Origin of the sequence: Citrobacter sp. Cf125, from assembly GCF_030333935.1 — a bacterium.
GTDB classification, from domain to species: Bacteria; Pseudomonadota; Gammaproteobacteria; order Enterobacterales; family Enterobacteriaceae; genus Citrobacter; species Citrobacter freundii.
In genome coordinates this window covers 587,989-602,574 of record NZ_JAOWEY010000023.1, presented here as the reverse complement: position 1 = coordinate 602,574, position 14,586 = coordinate 587,989, and the positions used below count along the sequence as shown (strand labels likewise).

General features: G+C 53.2%; 10 protein-coding genes. 2 read left to right on the top strand and 8 right to left on the bottom strand.

Going from position 1 to position 14,586, the window contains the following annotated elements; genetic code table 11:
• Nucleotides 1–41 precede the first annotated feature (41 nt).
• Entirely contained in the window at nucleotides 42–542 is a 501-nt protein-coding gene (locus OGV89_RS13350; RefSeq protein ID WP_200002691.1) for a M48 metallopeptidase family protein, read from the bottom strand.
• 84 nt (nucleotides 543–626) lie between these two features.
• Between OGV89_RS13350 and rlmG the strand changes: the two genes are divergently transcribed.
• Nucleotides 627–1,763, top strand: a complete 1,137-nt coding sequence (gene rlmG / locus OGV89_RS13345; protein ID WP_003024789.1) for a 23S rRNA (guanine(1835)-N(2))-methyltransferase RlmG — start codon at nucleotides 627–629, stop codon at nucleotides 1,761–1,763.
• A gap of 128 nt (nucleotides 1,764–1,891) precedes the next feature.
• Here the strand turns inward: rlmG and OGV89_RS13340 are convergent, their stop codons facing one another.
• The 7 genes from OGV89_RS13340 to ebgR all read right to left on the bottom strand — a co-directional run bounded on the left by OGV89_RS13340 (nucleotide 1,892) and on the right by ebgR (nucleotide 14,004).
• Nucleotides 1,892–3,910, bottom strand: a complete 2,019-nt coding sequence (locus OGV89_RS13340) for an oxidoreductase (protein ID WP_286558825.1) — start codon at nucleotides 3,908–3,910, stop codon at nucleotides 1,892–1,894.
• 228 nt (nucleotides 3,911–4,138) lie between these two features.
• Nucleotides 4,139–6,490, bottom strand: a complete 2,352-nt coding sequence (gene ygjK, locus OGV89_RS13335; RefSeq protein WP_286558823.1) for an alpha-glucosidase — start codon at nucleotides 6,488–6,490, stop codon at nucleotides 4,139–4,141.
• Nucleotides 6,491–6,505: 15 nt separating this feature from the next.
• Entirely contained in the window at nucleotides 6,506–7,567 is a 1,062-nt protein-coding gene (gene ygjJ / locus OGV89_RS13330; RefSeq protein WP_048232835.1) for a protein YgjJ, read from the bottom strand.
• Nucleotides 7,568–7,774: 207 nt separating this feature from the next.
• Nucleotides 7,775–9,208: an amino acid permease gene (locus OGV89_RS13325; protein WP_003846220.1), complete on the bottom strand. Its 1,434-nt coding sequence runs from the start codon at nucleotides 9,206–9,208 to the stop codon at nucleotides 7,775–7,777.
• 66 nt (nucleotides 9,209–9,274) lie between these two features.
• On the bottom strand, nucleotides 9,275–9,724 hold the full coding sequence (locus OGV89_RS13320) for a beta-galactosidase subunit beta (protein ID WP_003024776.1): 450 nt from the start codon (nucleotides 9,722–9,724) through the stop codon (nucleotides 9,275–9,277).
• Nucleotides 9,721–12,813, bottom strand: a complete 3,093-nt coding sequence (gene ebgA / locus OGV89_RS13315; RefSeq protein ID WP_286558821.1) for a beta-galactosidase subunit alpha — start codon at nucleotides 12,811–12,813, stop codon at nucleotides 9,721–9,723. Before ebgA ends, OGV89_RS13320 begins: the two co-directional genes overlap by 4 nt.
• A 207-nt stretch (nucleotides 12,814–13,020) precedes the next feature.
• Nucleotides 13,021–14,004 carry a transcriptional regulator EbgR gene (gene ebgR / locus OGV89_RS13310; RefSeq protein WP_003024771.1) on the bottom strand — a complete coding sequence of 328 codons (984 nt, stop codon included), beginning with the start codon at nucleotides 14,002–14,004 and terminating at the stop codon, nucleotides 13,021–13,023.
• A 209-nt stretch (nucleotides 14,005–14,213) separates the two neighbouring features.
• Between ebgR and OGV89_RS13305 the strand changes: the two genes are divergently transcribed.
• On the top strand, nucleotides 14,214–14,546 hold the full coding sequence (locus OGV89_RS13305; RefSeq protein WP_003024768.1) for a tRNA-binding protein: 333 nt from the start codon (nucleotides 14,214–14,216) through the stop codon (nucleotides 14,544–14,546).
• Nucleotides 14,547–14,586 lie beyond the last annotated feature (40 nt).

The following is a 14,586-nucleotide window of genomic DNA, read 5'->3' as shown; positions in this document are numbered from 1 at the left end:
TCGTCAATTTAGCATGCCCTGAAGACAAAGCCAGTGCGCGACTACGCAGTTTGCTTTAACGATTGTTGCGTTAACCACAGGCGGGTATCGAACTCCAGTTGGTGATACTGAGGCTCCATATGACAGCACAGCTGGTAAAACGCTTTGTCGTGTTCTTTTTCTTTCAGATGCGCCAGTTCATGAACGACAATCATACGCAAAAAGGGTTCGGGGGCATTGCGAAAAACGGTCGCCACGCGGATCTCCGCTTTAGCTTTGAGCTTTCCGCCCTGCACGCGAGAAACGGCGGTATGCAGTCCCAGCGCATTCTTCAGAACGTGGATCTTGCTGTCATACATGACTTTATTCAGCGGCGGGGCGTTACGCAGAAACTGATTTTTCAGATCCTGAGTATATTGCCAGAGCGCTTTGTCGGTCGCGAAGACATGCGTACCCGGATAGCGCTTCTCCAGCACTGCACCCAGGCGTTGCTCAGCAATCAGCGTTCTCACCTGAGAAAGTAAATTCTCCGGATATCCTTGCAGATAGGTCAACTGACTCATTAGTGCCCCATATAAAGTATAAAAAGTGTATACTCACGCACCCTTTTCAGGGATACGCCGAAATTTTACCATTCAGGAGGGCCGATGAGCCACATAGACAACGGTTTCCGTTCGCTGTCACTTAAACGTTTCCCGGAAACGGATGACGTTAACCCGCTGCTGGCGTGGGAAGCAGCAGATGAATATCTGCTGCAACAGCTGGACGATACCGAGATTAGCGGCCCGGTGCTGATCCTGAATGATACCTTCGGTGCGCTGGGCTGTGCGCTGGCGGAACATACGCCGTACAGCATTGGCGACTCCTATCTCAGCGAGCTTGCCACACGTGAGAACCTGCGTCACAACGATATTGCCGAGTCGAGCGTCAAGTTCCTCGACAGTACCGCTGACTATCCGCAGGCGCCGGGCGTGGTGCTGATTAAGCTGCCAAAAACCATGGCGCTGCTGGAGCAGCAACTGCGCGCCCTGCGTGAAGTGGTCACGCCGCAGACGCGTATCATCGCCGGTGCAAAAGCGCGTGATATCCACACCTCTACGCTGGAGCTGTTTGAGAAAGTGCTGGGACCAACCACCACCACGCTGGCATGGAAAAAGGCGCGCCTGATCAACGGCACCTTTACCAAACCGGCGCTGGCCGATACCGCCCAGACCCTGAGCTGGAAGCTGGAAGGCACCGACTGGACCATCCACAACCATGCCAACGTCTTCTCCCGTACCGGGCTGGACATCGGCGCACGTTTCTTTATGGAGCATCTGCCGGAAAACCTGGAAGGCGAGATTGTCGATCTCGGCTGCGGTAACGGCGTGCTGGGCATGACGCTGCTGGCGAAGAACCCAGAAGCCAGCGTGGTGTTTGTTGATGAATCACCGATGGCGGTCGCTTCCAGCCGTCTGAACGTGGAAACTAACCTGCCGGACGCGCTGGATCGCAGCGAATTTATGATTAATAACGCGCTCTCCGGCGTAGAACCGTTCCGCTTCAACGCGGTGTTCTGCAACCCTCCGTTCCACCAGAAGCATGCGCTGACCGATAATATCGCCTGGGAGATGTTCCACCACGCCCGCCGCTGCCTGAAAATCAACGGTGAGCTGTACATTGTGGCTAACCGTCACCTCGACTACTTCCACAAGTTGAAGAAGATTTTCGGCAACTGCGTAACCATCGCCACCAATAATAAATTCGTGGTGCTAAAAGCGGTCAAAACCGGTCGCCGTCGTTAAGCCCTTGTGCCGGATAGCGGCTAACGCCTTATCCGGCCTACACGAGCTGCATCGTAGGCCTGATAAGCGTAGCGTCATCAGGCAAAGATGTGCGCAGTTGCCTTATCCGATCTACGGGATACAACGTGTTAAATCTCCAGCGCTAAGCGGGTTCCCTGCGCAATAGCGCGTCGGGCATCCAGTTCCATCGCCACATCGCAGCCGCCGATCAGATGCACCGTTTTACCTGCCGCGTGCAGCGGCTCGACCAGTTCACGGCGTGGCTCTTGTCCGGCGCAAATCACCACGTTATCCACGTTAAAGATCACCGGTTCGCCGTTCAACACGACGTGTAACCCATCATCATCAATCTTCTGGTAGCTGACTGCCGGGATCATTTTCACGCCGCGTGAGAGCAGGGTGGCGCGATGGATCCAGCCCGTCGTTTTACCTAAACCTTGCCCCGGTTTGCTGGCTTTGCGCTGCAACATCACTATCTGGCGCGGGCTGCGGGATAAGTGCGGACCTTCCGGGCGTAAGCCGCCAGGCTGTTGCAGGCTGGTGTCGATCCCCCATTCCACGCAGAACTCCGCAATGTTCTGGCTGGTGGCTTCACCGGGTTGACTCAGATACATGGCTGTATCAAAACCAATCCCGCCACAGCCAACGATCGCTACGCGTTTGCCCACTGGCGTTTTATCGCGCAGAACGTCGAGATAGCTCAGCACTTTTGGATGTTCGATCCCCTCGATCGGCGGCATACGTGGCTCGATCCCGCTAGCAAGGATCACTTCGTCGAAAGTGTGCAGATCGTGTGCGCTGACAAAATGATTCAGCTTCAGGGTCACGCCAGTCACGTCGATCATCCGGCGGTAGTAGCGCAGGGTTTCATAGAATTCTTCTTTGCCGGGGATCTGTTTGGCGATATTAAACTGCCCGCCAATTTCGCCATGTGCGTCAAACAGCGTGACGTGATGTCCGCGTGCGGCGGCATTAATGGCGAAGGCGAGGCCCGCAGGACCCGCACCGACAACCGCCAGATTCTTTGGCACAGCTGCCGCAACGATCGGCATTTTAGTTTCATGGCAGGCGCGCGGATTGACCAGGCAAGAGGTGACTTTGCCGACAAAGATCTGATCCAGACAGGCCTGGTTACAGCCGATACAGGTGTTGATCTCATCCGCTCGTCCGGTTTGCGCTTTTGACAGCAGTTCGGCATCGGCGAGGAACGGACGGGCCATCGACACCATATCGGCATCGCCACGGGCCAGAATGTCATCGGCGACCTGGGGATCGTTAATGCGGTTGGTGGTGACCAGTGGGATTGTCACATGCCCTTTCAGCTTACGCGTCACCCAACTAAACGCGCCGCGCGGTACCGGGGTAGCGATAGTGGGAATACGCGCCTCATGCCAGCCAATACCGGTGTTAATGATGGTGGCCCCGGCGGCTTCTATAGCCTGCGCCAGCTGGACGGTTTCGTCGAAGGTTCCGCCGTTTTCTACCAGATCGAGCATCGACAGGCGGAAGATAATAATAAAGTCATTACCGGCACGCTGACGTACCGCTCGCACCACCTCAACGGCAAAACGCATGCGGTTGGCATACTCACCGCCCCATTGGTCATCGCGCTGGTTGGTACGCAGAGTCAGGAATTCGTTGATGAGATACCCTTCCGACCCCATCACTTCTACGCCATCGTAGCCCGCTTCCCGCGCCAGTTGGGCGCAATGGGCAAAATCTTCAATCAACTGCAGCACTTCATCGTGCGTCAGCTCATGTGGCGTAAAGCGGTTAATGGGGGCCTGAATAGCAGATGGGGCCACCAGATGCGGCTGGTAGCTGTAACGCCCGGTGTGCAGGATTTGCAGGGCGATTTTACCGCCTTCGTCATGCACGGCATCGGTAATGACGCGATGGTGTGCAAGCTGGCTGCTGTCGTTGAGCATCGCGCCGCCTTCCATCCCCACGCCGGAAAGCGCAGGCGCAATGCCTCCGCTCACAATTAACGCTACGCCGTGACGAGCGCGCTCGGCGTAGAACGCGGCCAGCCGTTCTGCACCGTCGGGATACTCCTCCAGCCCGGTATGCATTGAACCCATCAGCACGCGGTTTTTAAGCGTGGTGAAGCCTAAATCGAGCGGGGCGAACAGCGACGGATAGCTCATAAAGGTGTCCAGTATGTAAAATTATTGTTATGTGGTCGGATGAGTTCTAATTTAGCCGTCGCCGCGTAAAAGGGAAAAGGGGAATGCCGTGATTGTGATGGGATTCAAAAAAGGAGTGGGGCCAGAGAATGAATATGCCGGATATCGGTGCAAGCACCTAATCCGGCCTGTGAAAATGTGTCTTTGTAGACCGGATAAACGAAGCGCCATCCGGCGGTATGTCACAGATTACTGTTTTTTAAGAAAATCGTTGTACAGCATATAGAGATGTGCCGCGCTCCAGGAAAAGTTTGGCGCGCCCTGCTGTGCACCGGTCAATGGGTTATAGTTTTCCTGAATCGGACCATCTGCTGTAAGGCCTTTGGCGTGGCTGAAGAAGGTATCCGCCAGTTTTAACGCTTCATCGCGATAGCCATAACGCTCCATCCCTTTTAGCCCAAACCAGAACTGATCCACCCAGACGCGCCCGCGCCAGTAGATGTCCGCGCCGAAGGCGGGGTTGGTCAGCGCTGCAGTACCAAGTGGGACAAATGTGTTGAACTCGTTGGGATCGAGCATCACCTTAACCACCGCATCCGCATGGGGCTGCGTTGCCGCCCCGTTAAACAGCGGCGACCAGCCTTCCGGCCCTTTGCCACGTTCGACGATTGGTTTACCCGCACAGCCGTTGGTCAACGGGGTATCTTCGATCCTCACGTCATAGAAGAATCGGGTGTCTGGGTCGAACATGCAGGTATTGATGTAATCCGCCAGTTTTTGCGCCAACTGGCGGTAGCGCTGCGCTTCTTTGTGTTTACCGAGCAGGGTCGCCATCTGCGCCAGATAATGGTTGTCGCTGTACATATAGCTGGCCTGATCGACCGATTCCTGCAGCAGCGAGTAACCCAGCAACTTACCGTCGTTACTGCGGTTTTCGGCAAATTTCACCACCCAGTCGCTGCGTTTCCCACCGTTAGCGACGTATTTATCCAGTTGCTCTTTGTCGATAAAACCAAAGACTGCCGCATCGTCACGCCCGGATTCCCAGGAAGCAGCAACCTGTGCTGGGATCTCGAGGCTGTCATACTGGCCTTTACTGGTGATGTTGGCGTAGTTTTTCAGTCCGGATAGGGTTTCTTCCTTGTCGCCATTTTTCACCGTAAACAGCATTTCACCGCTGTCGGTATTGTGGGCTTTATCGCGGGTCGCGCCGTATTCCGGTACGCCGTTGCCGTTATGATCGCGGTTTCGCAGCCACCAGTCGTGATATGCAACCAGCTTTGGATACATCTCTTCGAGCCAGGCCTTATCCTTGGTGACGTTGTAGATTTCCATTACCGACCAGGCAGCCAGGCTTGGCTTGGTGTTACGCTCGTTCCAGTTGCCGCCGTCGCCGCCGCGCTCGGGGCTAAGGTTCCAGGCAATCAGGTCGGGAATGAATCCGGCGTCCTGCGGGCGAACGGGATCGCCGGGTTTAATCTGCCATGAAAAGACGGCGCGAATGTTCTCTTTGGCGATCTCCGGGTTAAAGTGCGCCATGGCGAAGGCCTGCTTCCAGGTATCCCAAGGCCAGGTCTGGTTGCCGGAGAACCAACGGCCGGTAACCGACGGTGTCACGGTATTGTGTTTTACCGCACCGCCTGGCGAGCGCCAGTTACCGTTCAGCGTTTCGATCGCCTTCACCGCCACTCGGGTTTGTTCTGGCGTGGCGTCCGGGTTGTTTAAGCCTTTCTTGAGATAGTCGTCCCAGCGCTGCTGCGAGGCGAGCATGTAAGAAGAAGGACGCGCCAGAATATCGCGGATCTGCGGCTGCTCTTTTGCCACATCTTCGGCGGTAAGCAGATGAGACCAGGTGGTGTAAATCGTCGTCGAACCGTTGATATGGGTCTTCCCCGTGAAGCGATGACCATTAACCGTGGTTTTCATGGCGACAGATTTATGCACCTGATACTCCGACTCGCCGGAGGTGAGCAGATCCCAGGTTGAACGCACCTTGCCGAAGGTGACTTTCAGGCCGTCGTGCGTGGCGGTGATTTTGCGCTGATAGCCAGGGAACTCGCCATCAATGGTTTTATCCGACAGGGCTTTTCCCTCTTTTGCCTCCAGTTTTTCCAGCAGTTCGCCGTCCCACGCCAGATCCAGCGGCGAGTTGCTGGTGATTTTGGTTTCCAGCAGCGAAGTGCGCGGACTGGCGAAGCGTAGCGTCATCTCTACCTGTACATCTTTTGATGACAATTTCTGTACCAGCGCCCCGGGAATGCTGTAAGCCTCGAGGGTAAAATCGACCTTTTTACCGTGCTGATACACCGTCAGTCGGTCAAAATTATTGGCCATAAAGTTGATGTACTCTTCGGTCAGCAGTGCGACGCCAGGAAAGCCGCCCATTGTTGCGGGGCCATCTGGCAACAGATGCCCGTGCCATGAGCCGAGGTCGAAAAAGGGATTAAAACGCTGGTGGTCGTCGTGATCGTAGTCATGCATGTAGTCCGGCGCACCGGTGCGATTAATGATGTTTTTGAAGTCATTAACGCTGGCGGCATGCGCAGAGACGTTCATCAGCAGGAGGCAGGCCAGCGGCGTAAGAAGGGGTTTGATATTCATGAGTTCCGGTCCTTGTTACCAATAGAAATATTGCATCAGGAAGATTTGGTCGCTCGGGTCACCAGATGCATTCTGCATATAGAACCGGCTGTCGAAGGCGGTAGCGAAACGTCCGCCGCCGTATTCATACCAGATACCGAACTGCATAAAGGACGTGGTTTCTTCCTCGGCGCGATCCGGTCGGTGTTTGGCGTAGCTATATGCGGTGGAGAGGTAAACGCCTTTTAGCGCTTCATACATCGCGCTGACCATATAGCCGGTCTCGGTGCCGGATACATCCAGCCCGTCGGCGCGACCCGTGTGGTGCCACGCGCGGGCGGCGAAGTTGGGCGAGAGGATGCCGGTCAGGAACAGCTGTCCGGTACCGTCCGTTATCTCCAGACCGTTCATCCAGGTTACGCCTTCAGTCAGATCGTACTGGATGTAACCGTTCATCATGGCCGGATAGGTATATTTATCGTCGTAGCGATCGTATTTACCAAAGTGCAACCAGGCTTTGCTTTCATCGTGATGTCCGGCGGGTGTAGCGGTCACGCTATAGCGCAAAGGGCCGGTCAGGTTTTGCACCTTAATGGCGGTCATGATGTCTCGGGTATTCGGAATAACGTAGCCCAGGTCTGGCGTGAAATCCCCCCACCATTGCAGGTCATCCAGCGAGGAGTCCTGGCGCAGGCTGAGCATCACCTCTGTTCCAGCATCGGTACGGTAACCACCGTAAAAGCGGTTGATCCCGCCTTCGAATCCGCCCCAGCTATGGTCAGGAACCCAGGCATTGCCTTGATGGTCGGCCTGGACGGTCCAGCCCTCGCCGTAGATCAGACCAAACCATGAACCGTGTTTTATCTCCAGGCCACCTTCAATGTAAGTACCGTCGCTGTATTTATGCTTATCTTTTCCTTCTAAATCCATATATCCACCCATGCCCAATTCGCCATAAAAACGAAAAGAGGGGGAGGTTATGGCAGGTGTTTTCGTATCGTCGTGTTCAGCAGGGCGAACTTCTTCTGCACCCACAGAAGAGACGCAGAAAAAGGGCAGGGCAATAATTGCCCTGCAATAATGGCTAATGTTATTCATGCTTCGATCCTAAGCAAATAAAATATAATTTTTATTGTTATATACCCTTCATACTTCAAGCTGCATGTGCGTTAGCTACGTTCGTTCACCCCAGTCACATAGTTATCTATGCTCCTAGGAATTCACTCACTTGCCGCCTTCATGCAACTCGAATTATTTTGGTTATAGCCTTGGAGAATATTGTTTATTGTTATTATGTTTTAGTCATTAATTGATATTTGAAGCGGGAGCAGCCTCAATAGCTTTTTCTTCTTTAGTTAGCCCTTTGATGTATTTACTGTATTTCCACCAGGCAAAACCGAGGAAAATAACAATCCCACCGACGTTATAGAAAATAATGGTTATGATATTTCCGCCGCTCGGGAAGGTAGAGGCAATAAATCCGATAGTGAACAGGACGATCAGCATTGATACCACAATAATGCCGGTTTTTTGCGAACCCATACGGAAGTCGCGCGGTAAGTGGTCCAGTTTTGCGCGCAGATTCAGGTAGGCCAGCATAATAAACAGCGGCGGCAGCATCGATGCGGCGGCGGTCATGTTGATGATGGTGTTCATTAAGTCTTGCACGGTATTGGAACCGAGCGTTGGGATAATCATCAGCGGGATAACGATCAGAAACTGGATCCACGCTGCGCGGGCCGGTACGCCGTTTTCATTCAGTTCGACGGTTTTTTTACCGAAAATACCCGCCGGAATTTCAGAGAAGAAGATCTTCACCGGCGTTGCGGTCCACATCAGCAGAGAGCCGAACATCGCGGTAAAGGAGACCAGGCCGACAAAGCGGTTAACGATCAGTTCCGGCAGGCCAAAGTATGCCGCCAGACCGTGGAATACCTGCACCGATCCACCGGTAAACTTCAGCTCTTTGCTGCTGACGAAGACGTTGATTAGCACCGAGGAGATGGAATAAAGCACGCCGATAAAAATCCCGGCAATGATAATGACCTTCACGAACGATTTTGACCCGCCCTTGACGTCGTTGACATATACCGCCACGGACTCCGCGCCGCCTGCCGCCATGAATATCCAGGTGGTGATACCGAGGAATGCCCAGTTAAAATTCGGGATCATTGCATCAACGGTGATGGGGTCAGCAGGCTGCACGCCGCCCACCAACGCAGTACCCGCCAGTAAAATGTAGGACAGCGTCAGCAGCAGCATTAACGTGGAGGTGACGGAGGTAATCGGCCCCAGCATTTTTGCGCCGTTGGTCGAAACCCAGGTCGAGAAGGCAAACAGCACCATACTTAACACGGTTGTGGCGAAGGGCGTCAGAATGTATTCGTAGCCTAAAAATGCGTACGAGGCATAGGCGATAACGCGCGGGAGTAACGAGGTAAAAAAGAACAGGTTAACGAACCAGTAGGTGTAGGCGGTAATAAAGGCCCAGCGCCCGCCCAGCGAGCTTTTCACCCATGCGTAGACACCGGCTTCGGAGTTTTTATTCAGCGAAACAAATTCGGCGATGATTAAGCAGAATGGAATAAAGTAGAAAATTGTCGCGAGGAAAAACATCGGTGCGGATGCCAGACCAAGCTCAATATTATTGTTGATAACGTTATTAAAACTATAAACCGCGGCAAAGGTGAGTGAAAGTAAGCCGAACTTGCCGATGGTATTACGTTTGGTATCAGACATAGCACATCTCCGATTCCTGATTATTATAGGGTACTGGCGGCGCAACGTCGGCGCCGCCTGTTTTTTTTATTTATTATGAAAATAACCATCTTCGATGGTGACTTTGAGTACGACTTTCTTCACTACGCTATTACAGATAAAACGATAGGCTTCATGGTTGTCACAAATAACCATTTGTCCTTCGTGCACTTCTACGGTTTTTCCGCAGCCTTTCAAATATTCGCGGTCGGTTTCATCGCGATAATATTCAACCACCTGGAGATCCTCTTTGGCGGCATACTCTATTTTTTGCTGTCCTTGCAGGTAGTAATGGATCTCAAAATAACGACGATGGCCGGTAAACAGCGCATCGGTTGCAGAGTCTGTCTCTACACGGTAGCTCAGAGAATCACCGATAGAGTGAGCGACGCCTGGCTGAATATTGTCAATATTTTCAATGGCCTCGACGCAGCGTTGCCATTTCCGACCCGAAGCATAGCGTTGCTGGAACTGCTCTAAGTTGTCGATGATCCTCATTTTGTATTCTCGCTGTGCATATTCGTGGAAAAGAACCCGGTGCCAAAGGCACGGTTGGCGGTGGTTTGAGCGCCAGACTCACTGCCGGAAACCGGCAACAACGTGAAGCCGTAGCTGAATGACGTAAACCAGACGCGCCAGGAATCAAGTACCTCGCTTCCCCACGAGTTAGAACCTAAGCCCAGTAGCTGATGGTCCAGATTGAGGGTGATGTCATCGCTGTGCTGCAGCTCATTACAGTGCTGTGCGGCAAAGATATTTTCTGGCGTATAGCGCCAGGCGCTCAGGTTGACAGGGCGCTGCGGAATCACTAGCAGACCGTTACCGTGACGATTGGTTAGCGTTGCCCAACGTACGTCCTGACGATTGCCGTTGTTTTGCGGGAACGGATAATTCTCGAACATCTCATCCACGCTGCTGCGCCAAATGTCGATGATGTTGGCCTGCTGACTATCGGCATAGTTTTCACCAGGACCACGTCCGTACCAGGCCACCTGTCCCAAATCACCGCTGATGCCCATCGTGAAGCCGATACACGGAATAATGTCCCGGTACTCGCCGTAAGGCTGGCCGGAAAGCTCCACATTCAACTGACCGTCTGCGGCAATCCGCCAGCGATAGGTGCAGCGCATACCGAAATCAAATACCGGCGGGGCGATAATCGTTTGGCTGGTGATGAGCAGCGCATCTTCGGTTTGCTCAAAGGTAAAGTCGCGCAGATGCTCCTGCATTATCTGTATATGATTTGGCTGCCAGAGGCCTTCGAACTCTTGCTTGTGGTTATCTATGGTTGGTTTGAAGAAATTAATCTTCGGCTCGCGGGTAATCAGCTCTTCACCATTGACGTTCCAGCTAATGGGTTTACCGGTCAGCTTTGAGAACGTCAGATGGAAGTTATAACCGCGAACGGTGCAGCTCTGGCGGTTCTCTTCCAGCGTCAAAGGGGTGGCGTTTTGCAGACTGAACGGTACGGCAGTCGCCGTTCTGGCCTTCAGCGGGAACTGATAAGTCGCGATGTGATGCCCGGCTTCGCTGTATAACGTGCGGGAATCTTTCGTCACGGTGACGTTGAGGAACGCCTCGCGCGCATCCAGCTCCGGCAGCGTGCATTGCAGCAGCGTATCGCTGTTGGGAGGAACGTCGCGCAGTTTTATCTGCTGAGCAGAGAGCGTATCTCCTTCGGCGCGAACCTCAATATGCAAGGTGTAGTCGTCAAGCGTGGTGAACCACAGTTTGTTTTCTACCCGCAGCTCGCCGCGAGCCAGATCCTGCGCGCGCACTTTCACTGGTGCAATTACCTGCTTGTACTCTTGCAGACCCGGGCCTGGGGTTTGATCGGAATAAATCAGGCCATCAAGGCAGAAGTTGTAGTTGTTCGGGTAGTCGCCGTAGTCACCGCCATAGTTGTACCAGACGTTACCGTCTTCATCTTTGGCCTGAATCCCGTGATCGCACCACTCCCAGACATAGTGTCCCTGAATGCAATCATGCTGATAGAAGACGTTCTGATATTCCGTTAGCCCGCCGGGGCCGTTGCCCATTGCGTGAGCATATTCGCAGATGATGCGCGGTTTAGGATGTGGGTATTCACCAAACTCATTCATCAACGGTACGCGGGTGTACATGGTGGAAATGATATCCACCACTTCGGCGTCACGATCTTCTTCGTAGTGGATCAGACGCGTGTCATCCAGCGCTTTTGCCGCGTGGTACATGGCGCGAATATTACAGCCGTAGCCGGATTCATTGCCGAGCGACCAGATGACGATCGACGGGTGATTTTTCTGCGCGTGGATGTGGCGTACGATGCGCTCAACGTAGACATTTTCCCACAGCGGATCGTCGGTGATCCGGCTGATATCGCCGATATTAGCGAAGCCGTGAGATTCAACGTCGGTTTCGGCCATGACGAACAAACCATAGATATCGCACAATTCATAGAAACGTGGATCGTTCGGGTAATGGGCGGTGCGTACGGAGTTGATGTTGTGCTGCTTCATTAACAGCAGATCTTTTTCCACACGATCCATACCGACCGCGCGACCCTTGAGATGATCGTTATCATGACGGTTGACGCCATGCAGCATGACATAGCGGTTATTGATGTAAAACAGACCGTTGCGAACGTTGATATCGCGGAATCCGACGCGCTGCGGCACAACCTCAAGGATGTTGCCGCTGGCATCTCTCAGGGTCATTACCAGATGATAGAGATACGGCGATTCCGCCGACCACTGCTGTGGTGCGCTGACCTTGAAATTGAACGCGGTGCGGGTGAGTTTATCCACCGTCAGAGCGTTAATCACGCCGCTATGCAGCGTCTGCTCACCGTCAAACAAAGTGTATTCGAGCGATGCCATCGTTGGCGTGGAGGCGATGTTTTCCAGCACGATGTCGCAGAAGAGGGTGGCATCGCGATAGTCATCATCGAAATCGGTACGAACGGTAAAATCCTGGATATGAGTCGCCTGTTTGCCGACCAGATAGACGTCGCGGAAAATTCCCGCCGACCACCACATATCCTGGTCTTCAACGTAGGTGGAATCAGCCCATTGCATGACGCGAACGCACAGCAGGTTGTCACCGGTTTTCACCACCGCGCTGATATCAAACTCGGCCGTCAGGCGACTGCCTTTGCTGAAGCCAACGTACTGACCATTCACGTAAACTTCGAAGTAGGTTTCTACGCCATCAAATTTAATCAGCGTCTGTTTGCCCTGCCAGCCTTCGCTGAGAGAGAAAATACGCTGGTAGGCTCCGGTGGGGTTATTGGTCGGCACATAGGGGACATCAATCGGGAAAGGAAAACCTTCGTCGGTATACTGCAGCTTGCCGTGCCCTTCCATCTGCCACATACCGGGGACGGTGATGTTGTCCCAGTCGCGCATAAACTGCGACGTAAAGGCTTCCGGCACCTGCAGCGGATGCTCAAAGAACTGGAAATTCCACTGACCGCTCAGCAACTGAAAGAGGCTGCTGGTTTCGCGGGCAAACGAGCGAGCCTGCGCAACGGAGTCGTAAGAGAAAAAATATGCGCGTGGCGCCAGTCGATTTTCGTGGGTGAGCTGAATGTTTTCCCAGCGATTCATAAGGCCTCCCGGTGGAGAAAAATCGGAACCATTCATTTTAATGGTGAGTAAGTGTAATTGATGGTGATTTTAGTAAAAGTTTTACTAAAATATAGCGGGTGAGGTGATTTACTTTAACTGGATCACGAAAATAATTCGGGCGCAGAAAAAAATGCATGACAATGCGCGCCCGGCTTCAGCAGAAACCGGACGGATTAACGGGGGATTTTAGCGGGTGGTGCCGCGCAGTTTCAGCTTGCTGGGAACAAAAACCAGCAGGGGAAGTGCACGTCCGTCGCGGGCTTTCTCAAACAGCAGGTTGACGCCCTGACTGCCCATCATTTCTGAATGGATGCGTACGGTGGAAAGCGGAGGAAAGGTGAAGCGCGCCGTCGGGATATCATTAACGCTAATCAGCGAAATATCCTGCGGAATGTTCAGTCCACGCTCGTGAATGGCGCGCAGAACGCCAATAGCAATCGAGTCAGAAGCCACAAACAGGGCGCTGGGATAGTCGGCTTTCGCCAGCATTTTTTTGGCCAGTTCATAGCCTGATGAACTGGAGAAGCCGCCGCGATAAATATCCTGTTCTGAAACGACCTGCTGCAGGCGACCGTATTCGACAAACGCGGCTTCGCGGATATCAGCCTTGCCAGGCTGATCTTCGCCGCCGATGAAGCCAATGCGGGTCACGCCCTGGGCGATGAAGTAGTCGATGCTCTCTTTACTGATGCGGGCCAGATCGATATCGACAGCGTCATATTCGCTGCCGGGTTCATGAAAATCGATAAAGCAGATGTTGTCGGTAAGCGCTGTTGCCGCCTCGCGCAGCGCAGGAGAAGGTTTGCCGACAATAAGAATGCCGGTAATGTTTTTGCTCTCCGGCAACCCACTGTGCTCATAGCAGTTGGTCAGTTCAATCCCCAGCTTCTCGCACTGGGTTTCAATCCCATGGCGGATCGCGAGATAGTAAGGATCGTTGATTTCCAAATCCTGCTGATAGCTGTAGAGCGCCAGAATATGCTGGGGGCCGAGTGCGCTGGTCTGGTTCTTACGGGCGCTGCTGGTTTTGTACTCCAGCTTTTCCGCGATCTCCAGAATGCGATGCTTGGTCTCTTCTTTTACATTCAGCGTGGGGTCATCGTTTAAAACCCGGGACACTGTCGCCAGGGACACGCCAGCTTCGATTGCGATGTCTTTAAGTGTTGCCATGTTTGCCTTTTCCCTGAGTTACCTGCGCATTGTAAATGAAGTGCTTATCTATTCATCTGTTTTCAGTAAAAAAAGCACGTTTAATTGACATGCTCGGGGTAAAACTGGGCTTGCAGAGTGTGATGGATACGTCATTTCCCCGCTTTTGAGAACAATGCCCGGAAAATAGTTTGCTAGTATTTAGTAAAATTTTACTAAAGGAGAAAACAATGGATACTGTCGCATTTGCTGATTTTGCCCGCATGGAAATACGTGTTGGAAAAATCGCACAGGTTAAGCGCCATGACAATGCCGATAAGCTGTATATCGTACAGGTTGATGTGGGAGAGCGTACGCTGCAAACCGTGACCAGCCTGGTGCCTTATTACAGCGAAGAGGAGCTGATGGGGAAAACGGTGGTGGTGCTGTGTAATCTGCAAAAGGCCAAAATGCGCGGTGAAACATCAGAGTGTATGCTGCTGTGCGCTGAGACGGACGATGGCAGCGAAAGCGTGCTGTTAACGCCAGAACGGGTGATGCCTGCAGGCGTGCGGATTGTTTAAATTGTGCTGATGCCGGATGGCGGCTACGCCTTATCCGGCC

Coding starts and splice junctions, on each gene's coding strand:
- ygjK (WP_286558823.1), bottom strand. CDS start 6,490: ATGAATATCAAACCCCTTCTTACGCCGCTGGCCTGCCTCCTGCTGATG.
- OGV89_RS13305 (WP_003024768.1), top strand. CDS start 14,214: ATGGATACTGTCGCATTTGCTGATTTTGCCCGCATGGAAATACGTGTT.
- OGV89_RS13340 (WP_286558825.1), bottom strand. CDS start 3,910: ATGAGCTATCCGTCGCTGTTCGCCCCGCTCGATTTAGGCTTCACCACG.
- OGV89_RS13320 (WP_003024776.1), bottom strand. CDS start 9,724: ATGAGGATCATCGACAACTTAGAGCAGTTCCAGCAACGCTATGCTTCG.
- rlmG (WP_003024789.1), top strand. CDS start 627: ATGAGCCACATAGACAACGGTTTCCGTTCGCTGTCACTTAAACGTTTC.
- ebgR (WP_003024771.1), bottom strand. CDS start 14,004: ATGGCAACACTTAAAGACATCGCAATCGAAGCTGGCGTGTCCCTGGCG.
- OGV89_RS13325 (WP_003846220.1), bottom strand. CDS start 9,208: ATGTCTGATACCAAACGTAATACCATCGGCAAGTTCGGCTTACTTTCA.
- ebgA (WP_286558821.1), bottom strand. CDS start 12,813: ATGAATCGCTGGGAAAACATTCAGCTCACCCACGAAAATCGACTGGCG.
- OGV89_RS13350 (WP_200002691.1), bottom strand. CDS start 542: ATGAGTCAGTTGACCTATCTGCAAGGATATCCGGAGAATTTACTTTCT.
- ygjJ (WP_048232835.1), bottom strand. CDS start 7,567: ATGAATAACATTAGCCATTATTGCAGGGCAATTATTGCCCTGCCCTTT.